16 protein-coding genes, 1 pseudogene and 1 riboswitch are annotated in these 14,717 nt (G+C 45.4%); of the genes and pseudogenes, 12 read left to right on the forward strand and 5 right to left on the reverse strand.

Annotated elements, in window-relative coordinates; translation table 11 throughout:
* The 11 genes from KH813_RS03260 to KH813_RS03310 form a co-directional block, all read left to right on the forward strand.
* A partial coding sequence (locus KH813_RS03260) for a ribulose-phosphate 3-epimerase (RefSeq protein WP_303993175.1) occupies positions 1-448 on the forward strand: 448 nt, incomplete at its 5' end.
* Between the two features lie 9 nt (positions 449-457).
* Positions 458-583: riboswitch (FMN riboswitch) on the forward strand.
* Positions 584-627: 44 nt separating this feature from the next.
* Complete coding sequence (gene ribD / locus KH813_RS03265) at positions 628-1,761, forward strand: bifunctional diaminohydroxyphosphoribosylaminopyrimidine deaminase/5-amino-6-(5-phosphoribosylamino)uracil reductase RibD (protein WP_303993178.1); 1,134 nt, start codon at positions 628-630, stop codon at positions 1,759-1,761.
* Positions 1,746-2,390: a riboflavin synthase gene (locus KH813_RS03270; RefSeq protein WP_303993180.1), complete on the forward strand. Its 645-nt coding sequence runs from the start codon at positions 1,746-1,748 to the stop codon at positions 2,388-2,390. Before ribD ends, KH813_RS03270 begins: the two co-directional genes overlap by 16 nt.
* 14 nt (positions 2,391-2,404) lie before the next feature.
* A complete protein-coding gene (locus tag KH813_RS03275) occupies positions 2,405-3,589 on the forward strand; it encodes a bifunctional 3,4-dihydroxy-2-butanone-4-phosphate synthase/GTP cyclohydrolase II (RefSeq protein WP_303993183.1) in 1,185 nt (394 codons plus the stop codon).
* Positions 3,590-3,600: 11 nt separating this feature from the next.
* Positions 3,601-4,062: a 6,7-dimethyl-8-ribityllumazine synthase gene (gene ribE, locus KH813_RS03280; RefSeq protein ID WP_024049210.1), complete on the forward strand. Its 462-nt coding sequence runs from the start codon at positions 3,601-3,603 to the stop codon at positions 4,060-4,062.
* A gap of 1 nt (position 4,063) precedes the next feature.
* Positions 4,064-4,945 carry an Hsp33 family molecular chaperone HslO gene (gene hslO, locus KH813_RS03285; protein ID WP_303993187.1) on the forward strand — a complete coding sequence of 294 codons (882 nt, stop codon included), beginning with the start codon at positions 4,064-4,066 and terminating at the stop codon, positions 4,943-4,945.
* A complete protein-coding gene (gene mtnP, locus KH813_RS03290; protein WP_303993191.1) occupies positions 4,938-5,750 on the forward strand; it encodes an S-methyl-5'-thioadenosine phosphorylase in 813 nt (270 codons plus the stop codon). The genes hslO and mtnP overlap by 8 nt, the downstream gene beginning before the upstream one ends.
* Positions 5,747-6,796 (forward strand): S-methyl-5-thioribose-1-phosphate isomerase, encoded by a 1,050-nt coding sequence (gene mtnA, locus KH813_RS03295; protein WP_303993193.1) that lies wholly within the window; start codon positions 5,747-5,749, stop codon positions 6,794-6,796. Before mtnP ends, mtnA begins: the two co-directional genes overlap by 4 nt.
* Complete coding sequence (locus KH813_RS03300) at positions 6,796-8,049, forward strand: adenosylhomocysteinase (RefSeq protein ID WP_303993196.1); 1,254 nt, start codon at positions 6,796-6,798, stop codon at positions 8,047-8,049. Before mtnA ends, KH813_RS03300 begins: the two co-directional genes overlap by 1 nt.
* Positions 8,046-9,326: an amidohydrolase gene (locus KH813_RS03305; protein ID WP_303993199.1), complete on the forward strand. Its 1,281-nt coding sequence runs from the start codon at positions 8,046-8,048 to the stop codon at positions 9,324-9,326. Before KH813_RS03300 ends, KH813_RS03305 begins: the two co-directional genes overlap by 4 nt.
* 83 nt (positions 9,327-9,409) lie before the next feature.
* Positions 9,410-10,390, forward strand: coding sequence for a site-specific integrase (locus KH813_RS03310; protein WP_303993201.1), 981 nt, complete (start codon positions 9,410-9,412; stop codon positions 10,388-10,390).
* A gap of 23 nt (positions 10,391-10,413) precedes the next feature.
* On the opposite strand, the gene KH813_RS03315 is transcribed toward KH813_RS03310, so the two are convergent.
* Positions 10,414-10,731 (reverse strand): LysM peptidoglycan-binding domain-containing protein, encoded by a 318-nt coding sequence (locus tag KH813_RS03315; RefSeq protein ID WP_303993204.1) that lies wholly within the window; start codon positions 10,729-10,731, stop codon positions 10,414-10,416.
* 143 nt (positions 10,732-10,874) lie between these two features.
* Here KH813_RS03315 and lexA point away from each other — a divergent pair, with 143 nt between their 5' ends.
* A complete protein-coding gene (lexA, locus tag KH813_RS03320; protein WP_303993207.1) occupies positions 10,875-11,501 on the forward strand; it encodes a transcriptional repressor LexA in 627 nt (208 codons plus the stop codon).
* 28 nt (positions 11,502-11,529) lie between these two features.
* Here the strand turns inward: lexA and dapA are convergent, their stop codons facing one another.
* The 4 genes and pseudogenes from dapA to KH813_RS03340 form a co-directional block, all read right to left on the reverse strand.
* Complete coding sequence (gene dapA / locus KH813_RS03325; RefSeq protein ID WP_303993210.1) at positions 11,530-12,417, reverse strand: 4-hydroxy-tetrahydrodipicolinate synthase; 888 nt, start codon at positions 12,415-12,417, stop codon at positions 11,530-11,532.
* A 16-nt stretch (positions 12,418-12,433) separates the two neighbouring features.
* Positions 12,434-13,468: an aspartate-semialdehyde dehydrogenase gene (locus tag KH813_RS03330; protein WP_303993213.1), complete on the reverse strand. Its 1,035-nt coding sequence runs from the start codon at positions 13,466-13,468 to the stop codon at positions 12,434-12,436.
* Positions 13,469-13,479: 11 nt separating this feature from the next.
* Positions 13,480-14,271: a 4-hydroxy-tetrahydrodipicolinate reductase gene (gene dapB / locus KH813_RS03335; protein WP_303993215.1), complete on the reverse strand. Its 792-nt coding sequence runs from the start codon at positions 14,269-14,271 to the stop codon at positions 13,480-13,482.
* A 146-nt stretch (positions 14,272-14,417) separates the two neighbouring features.
* A pseudogene (locus KH813_RS03340) lies at positions 14,418-14,717 on the reverse strand (DNA repair protein RecN); the annotation flags it as partial.

Genomic DNA, 14,717 nt, shown 5'->3' on the forward strand with positions numbered 1-14,717 from the left:
TAAACGGCCGAGTGATTATATTGAACCGCTACATGATGCCGGCTGTAATATGGTATCCTTTCATTATGAAGCAGAACCGCATGCGGATCGCGTAGTGCAGCTGATCAAAAAGCACAATATGCAAGCCGGCATGGTATTAAATCCGTCTACTCCCATAGAAGTGTTGCAAGATATTTTGCCGACGCTCGATTTTGTGCTGTTGATGAGCGTCAATCCGGGATTTGGCGGCCAAAAATTTATTCCTTATGTGACTGCTAAAGTAAAACGTTTAGCCGAATTGATTGAACGCACGAAGAGCTCCGCGGTGATTGAAATCGACGGCGGTGTAGGACCACAAAATGCGGCTTCGTTGATTGCAGCGGGGGCAAATATTTTAGTCGCAGGCTCCGCTGTATTTAACAGTACGGATCGTGCCGACATGATTCGTACATTACGTAATTCGCAATAACTTAATATGTCGTGTCTTTGAGGCAAGGTGAGGGTCGATTGACTCAATTCCTGACCGGCGGTAAAGTCCGCAAGCGCAAGCTGATTCGATGAAATTTCGAAACCGACAGTATAGTCTGGCTGGGAAAGGACAAAAAAGGACACTTTTACGTTGTCCTTTTTTCTTTATGGAGGCATATTATGCAAGCTGATATATCGAAAGAAGATATTTTATACATGGAGCGAGCGCTGCAACTCGCACAACTCGGGACAATAGCCGTACGCCCTAATCCGTTTGTCGGAGCTGTGATTGTTAAAAACCATACGATTGTCGGAGAAGGATGGCACCAAAAAGCAGGCGGGCCGCACGCTGAAATCTGGGCGTTGCAAGCCGCAGGAGAAGCAGCGCGAGATGCTACTTTATATGTAACACTTGAACCGTGCTCACATTACGGAAAAACACCTCCATGTACTAAAGCGATCATAACGGCAGGCATCAAGCGTGTGGTTTGTGCATGTTGTGATCCGTTTACAAAAGTCAATGGGAATGGCATCAAGATATTAGAAGAAGCCGGCATAGAAGTAGTGTGCGGCGTTTGTGAAGAAAAAGCACGCAAAATTAATCGCGGTTTTTTTCGTAGTATTGAGCAAAAGCGACCGCAGGTGGTGGCGAAAATGGCGACGACGCTGGATGGCAAAACGGCCACAGTCGCAGGAGAATCCCAATGGATTACCGGCAAAGAAGCTCGTCATGATGTGCAACGTTTGCGTTCTCTTAGCGATGCCATCACGGTAGGTATTAATACCATACTTGCCGATAATCCGCAGCTTACGGTGCGAGATTTCCCTCGTCCCCAACAACCGTGGCGTGTGATCTGGGACAAAACGGCACGATTACCGCTCACCGCCACGATAGTTACACAGTCGCCGGAACGAACGATTTTATTTTGCACACAGGAGGCTTCTCCAGATCGACTTGAAGCACTGCGTCAGCAGGGGATCAATGTGGAATTATTGCCCTGTAATGCCGAAGGCGAACCGGATATCCGAGCAGGTGTCAAATTACTCCTGGAAAAGTACGAGATTCAAACCGTTTTATTAGAAGGCGGCGCCACACTTATCGATGCGTTTTTACGGGCCGCACTTTTGGATGAAATTTATCTGTATATAGCGCCACTTATGTTCGGTGGAGCGACGGCTAAAGGAATTAGCGCCGGAGCTGGAATTGAGACGTTGCAAAACGCACCGCAATATACCTTGATAGATACCCAAATGTTCGCTAATGATATTCGCCTACATTATGAAGCAAAGGAGTTCGGATGTTTACAGGTTTGATTGAACAACTTGGCACGATACAGCGGCTGGAACGAAACGGTACCAGCTACTTACTGACCATTGCGCATTTGCCGTGGGATGAGCTGCTCAAAGTAGGCGACAGCGTCGCTGTTAACGGCATTTGTCTGACGACAGTCGATGTACAATCACAAGCATTTAGTGCGACTGCCATGCCGGAAACGGTACAACACAGTGCGATGGTTAAGTGGCAAGTGGGGATGCATGTTAATTTAGAGCGGGCATTATCGGTAAACGGACGTTTACACGGTCACTTTGTTTCCGGGCACATTGACGGTATCGGCCAAATCAGCCAAATTCGAAGGGATGAAGTAGCGCACCGCATACGGGTTCAAGTTGAACCTGCACTCTTACGCTATATTATTCCCAAAGGTTCGATTGCGCTTGACGGTATGAGTTTGACGATAACAGAAACCGGGGAAAATTACTTTGAGGTCTCTATTATTCCGCATACCTGGCAACAAACGAATACCCGAGAATATCAAAATGGCAGTGTCGTAAATATTGAGACGGATGTACTTGGAAAGTACATTGATCATCTGTTGGGAAGTCAAAAAAATACTGATGAAAACCTGCAAAAAATTTTAATGCAAAACGGTTTTCTGGATTGAGGAGAGTAAGGTAAATGGATTCGATTCAACAGGCCTTAAATGATTTAAAAAGCGGTAAAATGATTATAGTGGTAGATGACGAGAAGCGGGAAAATGAAGGCGATCTGGTAATGGCTGCTCAATTTGCTACTACCGAGGCTATTAATTTTATGACGAAAGCCGCTCGAGGCATTATTTGCGTACCGATGAAGAGTAAAGATCTGGAGCGTTTGGAGATTCCTCAAATGGTTGAGGAAAATACAGACAACCATCAAACGGCTTTTACAGTTTCCGTTGATCATATTCATACCGGTACCGGCGTTTCACCGCATGATCGCGCGCTCACTATTAAAGAACTTTTAAATCCTGCGGCAAAAGGCAGCGATTTTCGCCGTCCGGGGCATGTGTTTCCGCTTCGTGTTCGGGAAGGCGGTGTGTTTGTACGTTCGGGCCATACGGAAGCCTCCATTGACTTGATGGAGTTGGCTGATTTATATCCTGCCGCTGTGATTTGTGAAATCACGGCAGACGATGGAACGATGATGCGTCGTCCGGAATTACAGCAATTTGCTAAAATACACGGGCTGACCATGATCAGCGTGGCGCAAATATATGAATACCGTAAGCAATCCGAGGAGTTGGTACGTCGGGTAGCTACCGCACAATTACCGACGGCATACGGTGAATTTACTATTTATGTTTATGAAAACACACTGGATTCGTTTAACCACCTGGCCATCGTGAAAGGAGATATTGACGGTAATGAAGATGTATTAACCAGAATCCATTCGGAATGTTTGACCGGGGATGTATTCGGTTCGTGTCGTTGTGATTGCGGAGAACAACTACATGCTGCATTGCGACAAATTGAAGCCGCGGGCGCAGGTGTCATTATCTACATGCGTCAAGAGGGAAGGGGCATTGGTCTCGTCAATAAAATTCGTGCGTATAAATTGCAGGAAGAAGGCTTTGACACGGTAGAAGCTAACGAACAGCTTGGCTTTCCTGCCGACTTGCGTGAATATTCGCTCAGTGCACGCATTTTAAAAGATCTCGGCGTGAAAAGCATTCGGTTGTTGACCAATAATCCCGCCAAAATCGATAATTTAGAAAAAAATGGGGTTACCGTTACTGCACGAGAATCGATTGTTATTCCGCCCAATGATTTTGATCGCGAATATTTAAAAACCAAAGAAGATAAAATGGGGCACATTTTTTAACGAGGTGACATATGAAAACATACAACGGAAACTTGATTGCTGACGATTTAAAAATGGCAATTGTTGTTGGTCGTTTTAATGATTTTATTACAAATCGACTCTTAAGCGGGGCATTGGATGCACTGAAACGGCACGGCATGAAAGAGGAAAATATTACAATTGCGTACTGTCCGGGGGCGTTTGAATTACCGCTCGTAGCTAAGAAATTTGTTGCTAAAGAGGACGTGGATGCGGTTATTTGCTTAGGGGCTGTGTTACGAGGAGCTACGTCGCATTACGATCTGGTATGCAATGAAGCGGCCAAAGGTATCGCCGCCACTTCTCTTGCTTCGGGGAAACCGATTCTTTTCGGTTTGGTGACTGCCGATACTTTGGAGCAGGCGATTGAACGGGCCGGAACCAAAAGCGGCAACAAAGGCTTTGATGCCGCTATGTCGGCCGTGGAAATGTGCAATTTATTAAAGGAGATATGACATGTGCAAAGATAGTATTAAACATTATCTGGCCCATGAAGGTTTGAAAATCTCGGTGGCGTATACCACCTCTGCTGTCGCGCGCGCACGAGCATTGCATGATCTTTCTCCTGTAGCTGCGGCTGCATTAGGACGCGCGATGACGGGTGCATTGCTGCTCGCAACCGATTTTAAAAACCAGGAAGGCGTAAGTATTCGTTTCGACGGTGACGGACCGCTGGGCAAAATATTTGTCGATGCTTATGAGACTAACCGTGTTCGCGGCTATGTGGAGAATGGGCAGGTAGATTTACCGCTGAACGAGCACGGGAAATTGGATGTCGGGCAAGCAGTCGGTCAAGGTATGCTTTATGTCACAAGATACTCTCTCTTGCGGCAGCCTTACCAAAGCGCTATTGAAATTCACTCAGGCGAAATCGCGGAAGACTTGGCTTATTACCTTACACTTTCGGAGCAAATCCCTTCGGCGGTAAGTCTCGGTGTGATGGTAAGTCGCGGTGTACAAGTATTGGCCGCCGGAGGCATTTTGGTTGAGGCAATGCCGGATCATGAGGAGGAAGCATTGCAGCAAATAGAAGCCAATTTGACAAAGTTGGGACCGATTACCAATGCGATGCGCACCCATACAGAAGAAGAAATTATTGAAATTCTCTCCCAAGGTTTACATGTAGATTTACTGGCAGAAAAACCAGTTCTTTGGGAATGTACCTGTTCGTCCGAAAAATTTCTTGCAGCGTTAAAGACGATTCCGAAAGAAGATCAGGAAGCTTTGCTGCAGGAAGATAAAACGGAATTGGTATGTCACTACTGTGAACGAAAATATGTTTTTACCAAAGATGAATTAGCAGCTGCCTTTGCTGAAAAGGAGGAGCCTAATGCGTAAACTGGCTATTATCGGAGGGACGGGAGTATATGACCCCGCGTTGCTCAGTAATACGAAAACAACGTCAATCAAGACACCTTATGGGCAAGCCGTCTATACATCCGGTATTTTTATGGATAAAGAAATTATTTTCATGACCCGTCATGGTGCTAATCATACGATTCCGCCGCATAAAATTAATTATCGTGCCAATATTTATGCTTTGAAAATGCTTGATGTTGTTGCTATTGTAGCGACTACCGCCGTCGGTTCACTTAATCCGGACATGAAGCCGGGTGAAATGGTACTGGTCGATCAATTGCTCGATTTTACCAAATCGCGTGAACACACCTTTTATGACGGCTCTCCTTTGCCGGTAGCGCATGTGGATTTGACGGAACCTTACTGCGGTACATTACGTAAGATGATTGCAGAAGCCGCCAAGAAAGAAAAGTTGCCATTACACGAAAGAGGGACCTATGTATGTACAGAAGGTCCGCGTTTTGAAACCGCCGGCGAAATTAAAATGTATGCGCAGATCGGAGGTGATGTCGTAGGTATGACCAATGCTCCCGAATGCCCATTAGCCCGGGAAGCGGAAATCGCATATACTACCGTATCGCTCGTTACCAACTTTGCCGCCGGTATTTCTCCACAAAATCTCACACATAGTGAAGTGGTAGAGGCTATGGAAAAAAACAGCGAGCAACTGAAAAAACTCCTGCGATCCGTCATGACGACATTTGACCCTGCATTTGATAGTCCGGCATTGCATGCCATGGCAGAATACGGTGGCTTTAAAGTAGAGCAGGGAATTAAGTTATGAGACACTTATATTGGGAAGATGGCTCGCTCATCTTACTTGATCAGCGACGTTTACCCACTGAAGAAGTGTATATAACATGCAGAAAGGCAGCCGATGTCACGCATGCGATAGCTACCTTGGCTGTACGTGGAGCGCCGGCCATAGGTGTCGCCGCGGCGTATGCCTGCGTCTTGGCATTTGCCGAAAGCGCAACGTCAGGAAACAGCATCCCACAACAATCTACCTTTAATGCTGCCACCGAAGCTTTACGGGAAGCGAGACCGACGGCTGTTAATTTAGCCTGGGCTGTGGACTTGCAGCGTGAAATGTACTCTACACTGCTTGCACAAAATTCGTCGTATGACGCAGTTTACCAAGCGCTACTTTTGCAAGCGCAAAAAGTGGATAGCGATGACCTTACACAAAATAAAGAAATAGCTAAACACGGCGCGGCGCTTTTTGATCGACCGGTAACGATTCTTACCCACTGTAATGCGGGAGCACTTGCTACAGCAGGTATCGGTACTGCGTTGGGAGTTATCCGTGAATTGCATCTCCAAAAAAAACTAATTACGGTCTATATGGATGAAACGCGTCCGCTGCTTCAGGGGGCTCGCCTGACGGCGTATGAATTAACGAAAGATAAAATTCCCTGCACGTTAATTTGTGACAATATGGCCGCAAGCGCTATTTTACACAAAAAAATAGACGCCATAATCGTCGGTGCGGATCGTATTACCACTCATGGTGATGTTGCTAACAAAATCGGGACTTACGGCTTAGCTGTGCTGGCGCATTATCATAATATTCCATTTTACGTAGCAGCACCGAGTTCGACATTTGACTTCACGCTTACCGACGGTTCACAAATTCCCATTGAAGAACGTGCTGCCGAAGAGGTCCGCCAATTTCAAGGAGTTCGCAGCGCGCCGCAAAATGTTGCTGTTTGGAATCCCGCATTTGATGTAACTCCCGCTGAATTGGTGACGGGAATAATTACAGAAAAAGGTGTGTTAACCGCACCATATGAGCAGGCAATCACCAAATTAAAAGAGAAGGTGAAATAATGAATTCTATCATTCGAGATTTATCTCTGGCCGCGGAAGGCGAAAAAAGAATTGATTGGGTACAAAGATATATGCCGGTGTTACAGGAAATTCGACGGGATTTAACAAAGCGGCAAGCATTTGCAGGTAAAACCATAGTTATGTCGATTCACTTGGAGGCAAAAACGGCATTTTTGGCGACGGTTTTACAGGAAGCCGGAGCCAAGGTCATTGTCACCGGCAGCAATCCGCTTTCTACCCAGGATCCGATTGCCGCCGCTTTGGTTAAACGAGGCCTTACCGTATATGCTACACATGGTTGTACTGATGAAGAATATACACAATACTTAAACCACGCCCTGGACCACAAGCCGCATCTCATTTTAGATGACGGCGGTGATGTGACGGCGCTGGTTCTGGATAGCCGTAAAGATGCGCAGGAGCGGCTCTTGGGCGGCTCCGAAGAAACGACTACCGGCGTACAGCGTTTGCGTGTATGGGATAAGGAAAAGAAACTGCAATTTCCGATGGTTGCTGTCAATGATTCACTGTGTAAATATCTTTTTGATAATCGCTACGGTACCGGCCAATCCGCTTGGGACGGTATTATTCGGACAACTAATTTGACGATTGCCGGACGCAATGTGGTAGTTGCGGGGTATGGTTGGTGCGGTAAAGGCGTTGCCATGCGCGCCAAAGGATTAGGAGCACATGTTTATATCACGGAAATTGATCCGATCAAAGCGATCGAAGCGGTTTTTGACGGTTTTACGGTGTTACCGATGGAAAAAGCGGCACAGCTCGGTGATATTTTCATTACGGTAACGGGTTGTAAGGATGTCATCACTAAAGCCCATTATCCGTTAATGAAAGATGGAGCCATTCTATGTAATGCAGGCCACTTTGACGTGGAAGTAAACGTGCGTGAACTCAGTGAAATTGCCGACAAAGAATTTGAGGCTCGACAAAATATTAAAGGCTATACATTGGCCAATGGAAATACTCTCTTCGTTTTGGCAGAGGGGAGACTGGTCAATTTGGCGGCAGGGGATGGACATCCCGCTGAAATCATGGACTTGTCCTTTGCGTTGCAAGCGTTGGCGTTGGATTATGTACAGACAAATGCGGAATGGCTTTCGCCGAAAGTATATGTCATGCCTAAAGCGATCGATGAAAAGGTCGCACGAATTAAATTAGAGGCAATGCATTATGCCATTGACACATTGACATCCGAACAATATGCTTACTTATATGAGGAAGGAAGTGCCGAATGAACACATTAATTCAACATGTGGACCTTTGGACACCGCAGGAAATCAAAATCGACGTTGATATTTTAGTAAGCGATCAACGAATCCAAAAAATTGGGGAAAATCTTGAATGTGAAGATGTTGACAATAAAATCGATGGCAAGAGAATGCTGGCCATGCCGGGCTTGATTAACAGTCATACCCATGTCGCAATGACATTATTTCGCAGCTATGCCGATGATGTTGCCTTAATGGATTGGCTCGAAAACCATATTTGGCCGGCGGAAGCAAAGTTGAATGATGAAGTTGTTTACTGGGGTTCACAGTTGGCTTTTGCGGAAATGATTCGGGGCGGTACCACCGCGTTTTGTGATATGTATATGCACATGCCTCAGGTGGCTAAAGCGGCTGTTGATGTCGGCATGCGCGGTAATATTGCACGTGGCTTGGCGGGAACTTCTCCCAATGGAGAGGAAGCGCTGCAGGAAAACGTGGCGCTTTTCCATGAATGGCATCAAGCAGAAAATGGCTTAATTCGTGTAATGCTTGGACCGCATGCACCATATACCTGTCCGGCAAAATATTTGGAAAAAGTCATTGATGCGGCTAGTAAAGACAATATCGAAATCCATATTCACTTATCCGAAACGCAAGGGGAGGTCGAAACCTGCCGAGAAAAACATGGACTCAGTCCAATTGCTTATATGGAACAACTCGGTCTGTTTACTCAACCGACCTTAGCCGCACATTGCGTACATGTAGACGCTGATGATATTGCTATTATAGCGGAGCATAATGTAAGGGTTGCCCATAATCCGCGCAGTAATTTAAAACTGGCTTCAGGCGTAGCACCGGTTCCTCAGATGCTTGCTGCGAATGTAACCGTCGGTTTGGCTACAGACGGTGCATCGAGCAATAATAAGCTTGATATGTGGGAAGAAATGCAGACAGCCGCATTAATTCATAAAGGTGTATCCTACGATCCTACCGCCATTCCGGCACAAACCGCCGTGCAATTGGCTACTTTAGGGGGCGCCCATGCACTTGGTTATAGCGATCTCGGCGAATTGAAAGAAGGCAATTTGGCCGATATCATCTTAATTGACCGCAGCGGCTTCCATTGGCAACCGCAGTATAATGTTACGTCATTACTTGCCTATGCGGCACAATCGTCGGATGTGGATACCGTCATGATCAACGGCAAGCTTGTTATGCAGCATCGCCAACTGCTTACTATTGATGAAGAGCGTTTGCGCAGTGAAATTACAAAAGCACAGGAGTACTTTAGCAACTTGTCATAAGCAATAAAATGTGATAGCCTATAATAAATAACGATAATGTTAAATTATCGTTATTTATTATAGGCTTTTTTAGGTGGTGTATTATGGCTAAACACTTCTATTTACGGGATAATCAACGCATTCAGAACAATTCTTTGCTTTCTTCCGGAAGTAAGGAATTATTTACGTTGGAAAAGTCGCACTCGACAATTGATGCCTATGAATCAGATTGGTCGGACTTCTGTGATTGGTGCAGTTATCGTGGCATTCACTATTTCCCTGCGACTCCTGAGACGATTGTCAATTATATACATGATTTATCCGCTTATGCGAAAGCGAATACCATCGCCCGCCGTGTAAGTGCTCTATCGGAAAATTTTACGGCAGGCGGTTTGATTAAAGATAATCCCTGTCTATCTCCGTTAGTAAAGGCAGCGATGAAAGGTATTCGCCGTAAAATCGGTACCTATCAGCAGGGTAAATCACCGCTTTTAAAAGAAGATTTGGAAGCTATCGTACAAATGATGGATATTAAAGATCTTACCCAGCATTTAGATAAAACGGTTCTTGTAATCGGTTTTATGGGAGCATTTCGCAGAAGCGAATTAAGTTCTATACGGTATGAAGATGTTCATTTTGTACGGCAAGGTATTGAAATCTTTATTCCCCGCTCCAAGGCTGACCAGGAAGGTGAAGGTAATATTGTTGCCTTGCCTAATTTAACGCAAAAAGAATTATGTCCGGTCACGACCTTAAAAAGCTGGCTATCTCGAACTAAAATTACCTCCGGACCGGTTTTTCGCTCGCCGACTAAAACGGGAAAACTACGTAAAAATGCGCTTTCTGACCAGATGGTCAATCGTATCGTCAAGCGTTGGGTGGAAAAAATCGGTTTGGATCCGACAGATTACGGGGCGCACAGCTTACGCCACGGCTTCGCTACATCGGCTGCATTGGCCGGCATTGAGGAACGACGTATTATGCAGCAGACGCGACATCATTCCGTTGAAATGGTACGACATTATATCAATGAAGCGGATCGATTTGAGCATAATCCGTTGCGCGATATGTTCAGTACAAAATAAAAAACAGTGCTAAGCACTGTTTTTTATTTTACTGCAATGTTCATTTCGTCATTAATAGAAGAAGTTTCTACCGGAATATGAATAATCATCCCCGGACGCAATGTACCGGCATCGACTAAATGATTATAGCTTTGAATCTCATACACGACCTCACGAATATCTTTATGCGCCGGTGCGTATTGGGAAGCAATCTTCCATAATGTATCACCGGTCTGAATACGAATTGGCTGATAATATACTTGTGAAACAGGTTTACTGCTCATAAAGTGCATCCAACCTGCAACGACAAAAGTCATTAAAATACCTAATTTTATAAAAGCGCTGCTCATTGTTTTTGTCATAATATTCACCATCCCCAGAATCGAACATTTGTTCTTTTGCTATGTTCATGATACTACCGAACAAATGTTCTGTCAAGCATAATTCGAACATTTGTTTCCTATCTGAGAAAATTTTGTTATAATGCAAGAAAGGATGTGATTCTATGACAAACAACCAACGTCCGCAGTTAACGACACGTCAAAAGGATGTGCTGGAATATATTCGTGATTTTACGCATCGTAACGGTTATGTCCCTTCCGTTCGTGACATTGCACGAGCGATTGGTGTGAAGTCTCCTTCTACCGTACAGGGATATCTCGATGGCTTAGAAAAGGCGGGTTATATTCGCCGGGAACCTTCACAAAATCGCTCCATCGTATTGGTCGAGGAATATGAATGGCGCCAAAAAGAATTGACCCCCATTCCTTTGATAGGTAATGTTCATGCCGGTCTACCTGCTACTGCGGAGCAAAATGTAGAAGATGTCTACCCCTTCCCTCTTCAATTCATTGGCAGCGATTCGGCATTTATGTTGGAAGTGCAGGGCGACAGTATGATGGATGCAGGTATTTTGGAAGGTGACGTGCTTTTTGTTAAAGAGCAGCCGAATGCGGAAAATGGTGATATTGTGGTCGCTATGGTCGGTGACGAGGAAGCGACGGTAAAGCGGTTTTATAAAGAGTCGGATTATATACGTCTGCAGCCTGAAAATGATGCATATGAACCCATCATCAGTCAAGATGTGAAAATCGTCGGCCGTGTAATCGGTGTATATCGAAAATATAATTGAAATAAAAAAAGAGCTTTAGGCTCTTTTTTTATTGGCAAAGATCGTAGTCGTGCAAAAATTCACGAATAAACTCTTTTTCTTTTTCATTCGCATGTACTAACGGCAAACGAAATTCACCGGCCGGCAAACCAATCATACCCACCGCTTCTTTCACCGGAATCGGATTGGATATAAAGAAAAGTTTCTTCATGATCGGCAGCAACTGATAATGAATTTGTTGTGCCTTTTGCACATCGCCGGCCAGGAATGATATGACCATTTGGTTTAACTGTTCACCGACGAGATGACCGGCGACACTGATTACGCCACAACCACCCACAGCTAAGATCGGTAAGGTCAAAGAATCATCCCCGCTGTAAATCAGAAATCCTTCCGGACAAAGCCGTGCAATTTCGGAAACTTGATTCAGGTTTCCGCTCGCTTCTTTAACCGCAACAATATTCGAAAATTCGTTGGCCAGACGGGCAATCGTTTCCGGTGTCACTTGCGAAGCGGTGCGCCCCGGTACATTGTATAAAATAATGGGCAAGGAGGTGCTTTGCGCAATCGCCGCAAAATGTTGATAGCAACCTTCCTGTGTCGGCTTATTATAATATGGCACGACAGCCATGCAGGCATTTACCCCCGTTTTTTCGGCTTCTTTGGTAAATGCTACGGATTGTTGCGTATCATTTGAGCCCGTATTGGCAACTAAAAATATTTCCGGACCGACTGCTTTACGAATTGTTGCGAAAAGCTTCAATTTTTCTTCCGCAGTCATTACGGCACCTTCACCGGTGCTGCCGCAAATGACCAGTCCGTCCGAACCATGGCCAACTAAATGGCGGGCGAGCTGAGCACTTGCTTGATAATCGACTTCTCCGGTTTTTGTAAATGGCGTAATCATTGCCGTTAAAACGGCTCCAAATGACTTCATGACACCGCTCCTTTACTCATAATAAATCGTTTTCCAAAATGTATTCAGTAATCTGCAAAGTATTTAAAGCGGCTCCTTTACGGATCTGGTCGCCGGAAATCCACAGATTTAGTGCATTGGGATCATACAGATCTTTGCGCAGACGTCCAACGCTGACATCATTTTTAAAAGAAGTATCCAACGGCATCGGATATTGCATCTGCTGCGGGTCATCACAGACGACGACGCCCGGCATCGCGCTCAGTGCTTCTCGCACGGCGGCAACTTCCAACGGTTTCTCCGTTTTCACACGAACCGACATGGCATGGCTACGCATGACCGGTACCCGTACCGTGGTCGGCGATACCGCAATGGTGTCATCGTGCAGAACCTTATGCACTTCATTAACCATTTTCATTTCTTCCTTGGTATAGTCGTTATCTAGAAAGACATCAATTTGCGGAATCAAATTATAGGCGATCTGGTAATGATTATCGAGGCTGGCAACCGGTAAATAATTCGCTTGCGGCTTTTCACCGTTAACGATAGCTTCCACTTGTTTTGTCAATTCTTCCATGCCTTCTTTGCCGGCACCGGATACCGCTTGATAAGTACTGACGACAATTTCCTTAATTGGCGATAAGTCATGAATCGGTTTCAACGCCATCAGCATAATAATGGTTGAGCAATTCGGGTTGGCAATGATGCCTTGTTGCGCTTTAACATCTTCCGGATTAATTTCAGGAATGACCAAAGGTACATTGGGATCCATCCGAAATGTACTCGAATTATCAATGACAATGGCGCCGCGTTTGGCAGCTTCCGGCGCAAGAGTCTTGCTGACGCTGCCACCGGCAAAAAGAGCAATATCAATATCATTAAATGAATCGGGAGTAGCTTCTTCTACGGTAATTTTTTTACCTTTTACGGTAAGCTCCTTACCGGCCGAACGTTTCGATGCCAACAGTTTTAATTCGCTATATGGAAAATTGCGTTCTTCAATAAGTTGAATAAACTCCTGTCCTACTGCGCCGGTAGCGCCTAAAATAGCAACACGTGCGTTACTGATCATGGAGGACCTCCCTATCCCAGATAATGTTCCAAACCATATGTCAGCCCCGGAAATTGACTGATTTTTTTACAAGCAAGCAGGACTCCCGGCATAAATGATTTGCGATCCAACGAATCGTGACGTAAGGTGACGATTTCGCCGGTACCGCCGAAAAGAACTTCCTGATGGGCAACGTAACCGGGCAAACGAACGCTATGGATATGTACATCCTCAACGATACCACCACGCGCACCTGCTAAACTTTCCTGCGTTTTGTCGAGAGCCGGTGCCTGTGTTCTTGCCTTGGCAATTTTTTCTGCAGTAAGGCGCGCGGTTCCGGAAGGCGCGTCGTATTTTTGATTATGATGCAACTCAATGATTTCCGCATTCGGAAAGTATTTTGCCATCAGTTCACTGGCTTGCATCAATAGTACCGCGCCGAGCGAAAAATTAGGTGCCACTAAAACGCCTACTTTATTTTCACTGGCGATTTTGGCTAATGCATCGCGTTCGTCAGCAGTGAGACCGGTCGTCCCGATGACGATATTGGTTCCGTGCTGTAACGTCGTTTTGGCATTTTCAAAAACAACCTTCGGACTTGTAAAATCGACAACTACATCGGGGCTTGTTGCCTCCAATGCAGCTTGTAAGTCATCCACAATTACTACTTGGCAATCGTCATTATTGACAATTTCCGCTACCGGCATACCCGCATTGGACACATCTACGGCACCGACCAATTGCAATTCCGAATCTTGCCAAACCGCATTTACCACTTCGCGGCCCATGCGTCCTCCGGCACCGCAAACTAAAACAGTGGTCATAACTGTCACCTCATTCATGATTATTTCTCATTTATATTATATTATAACATAGATTTTACGTGGAAAATCCTTGTATACAAAGGTATCCTGTAAATAAAAATGAAAACAAAAAAGCGAAAACAATGTTTCGCTTTTTTCGCAGGTGCTTATGATTTGTTTTTTGCACGAAAATACTTTAACCAGCGCGTTACCGTATCTAATGTTGTGCCCGTAAACCGATCCCCTTCAATTAACCGAGCTAACTCCTGCGCGCGTTCAGGTTCGGGAATCGATACCAGGTGCGTTTGGGTACGCCCCCCGCTGCTTTCCTTGTAAAGGTGGTAATGCGTTCGTGCAATCGCTGCGGTCTGTGCTAAATGCGTAATGCATATTACTTGGGTATGCTGTCCCAGAGTATGAATCCGCTCTGCTACTCGTAGCGCCGCATTACCGCTGATGCCGACATC

This window comes from Negativicoccus succinicivorans (assembly GCF_018373335.1).
Taxonomy (GTDB): Bacteria; Bacillota; Negativicutes; order Veillonellales; family Negativicoccaceae; genus Negativicoccus; species Negativicoccus succinicivorans_A.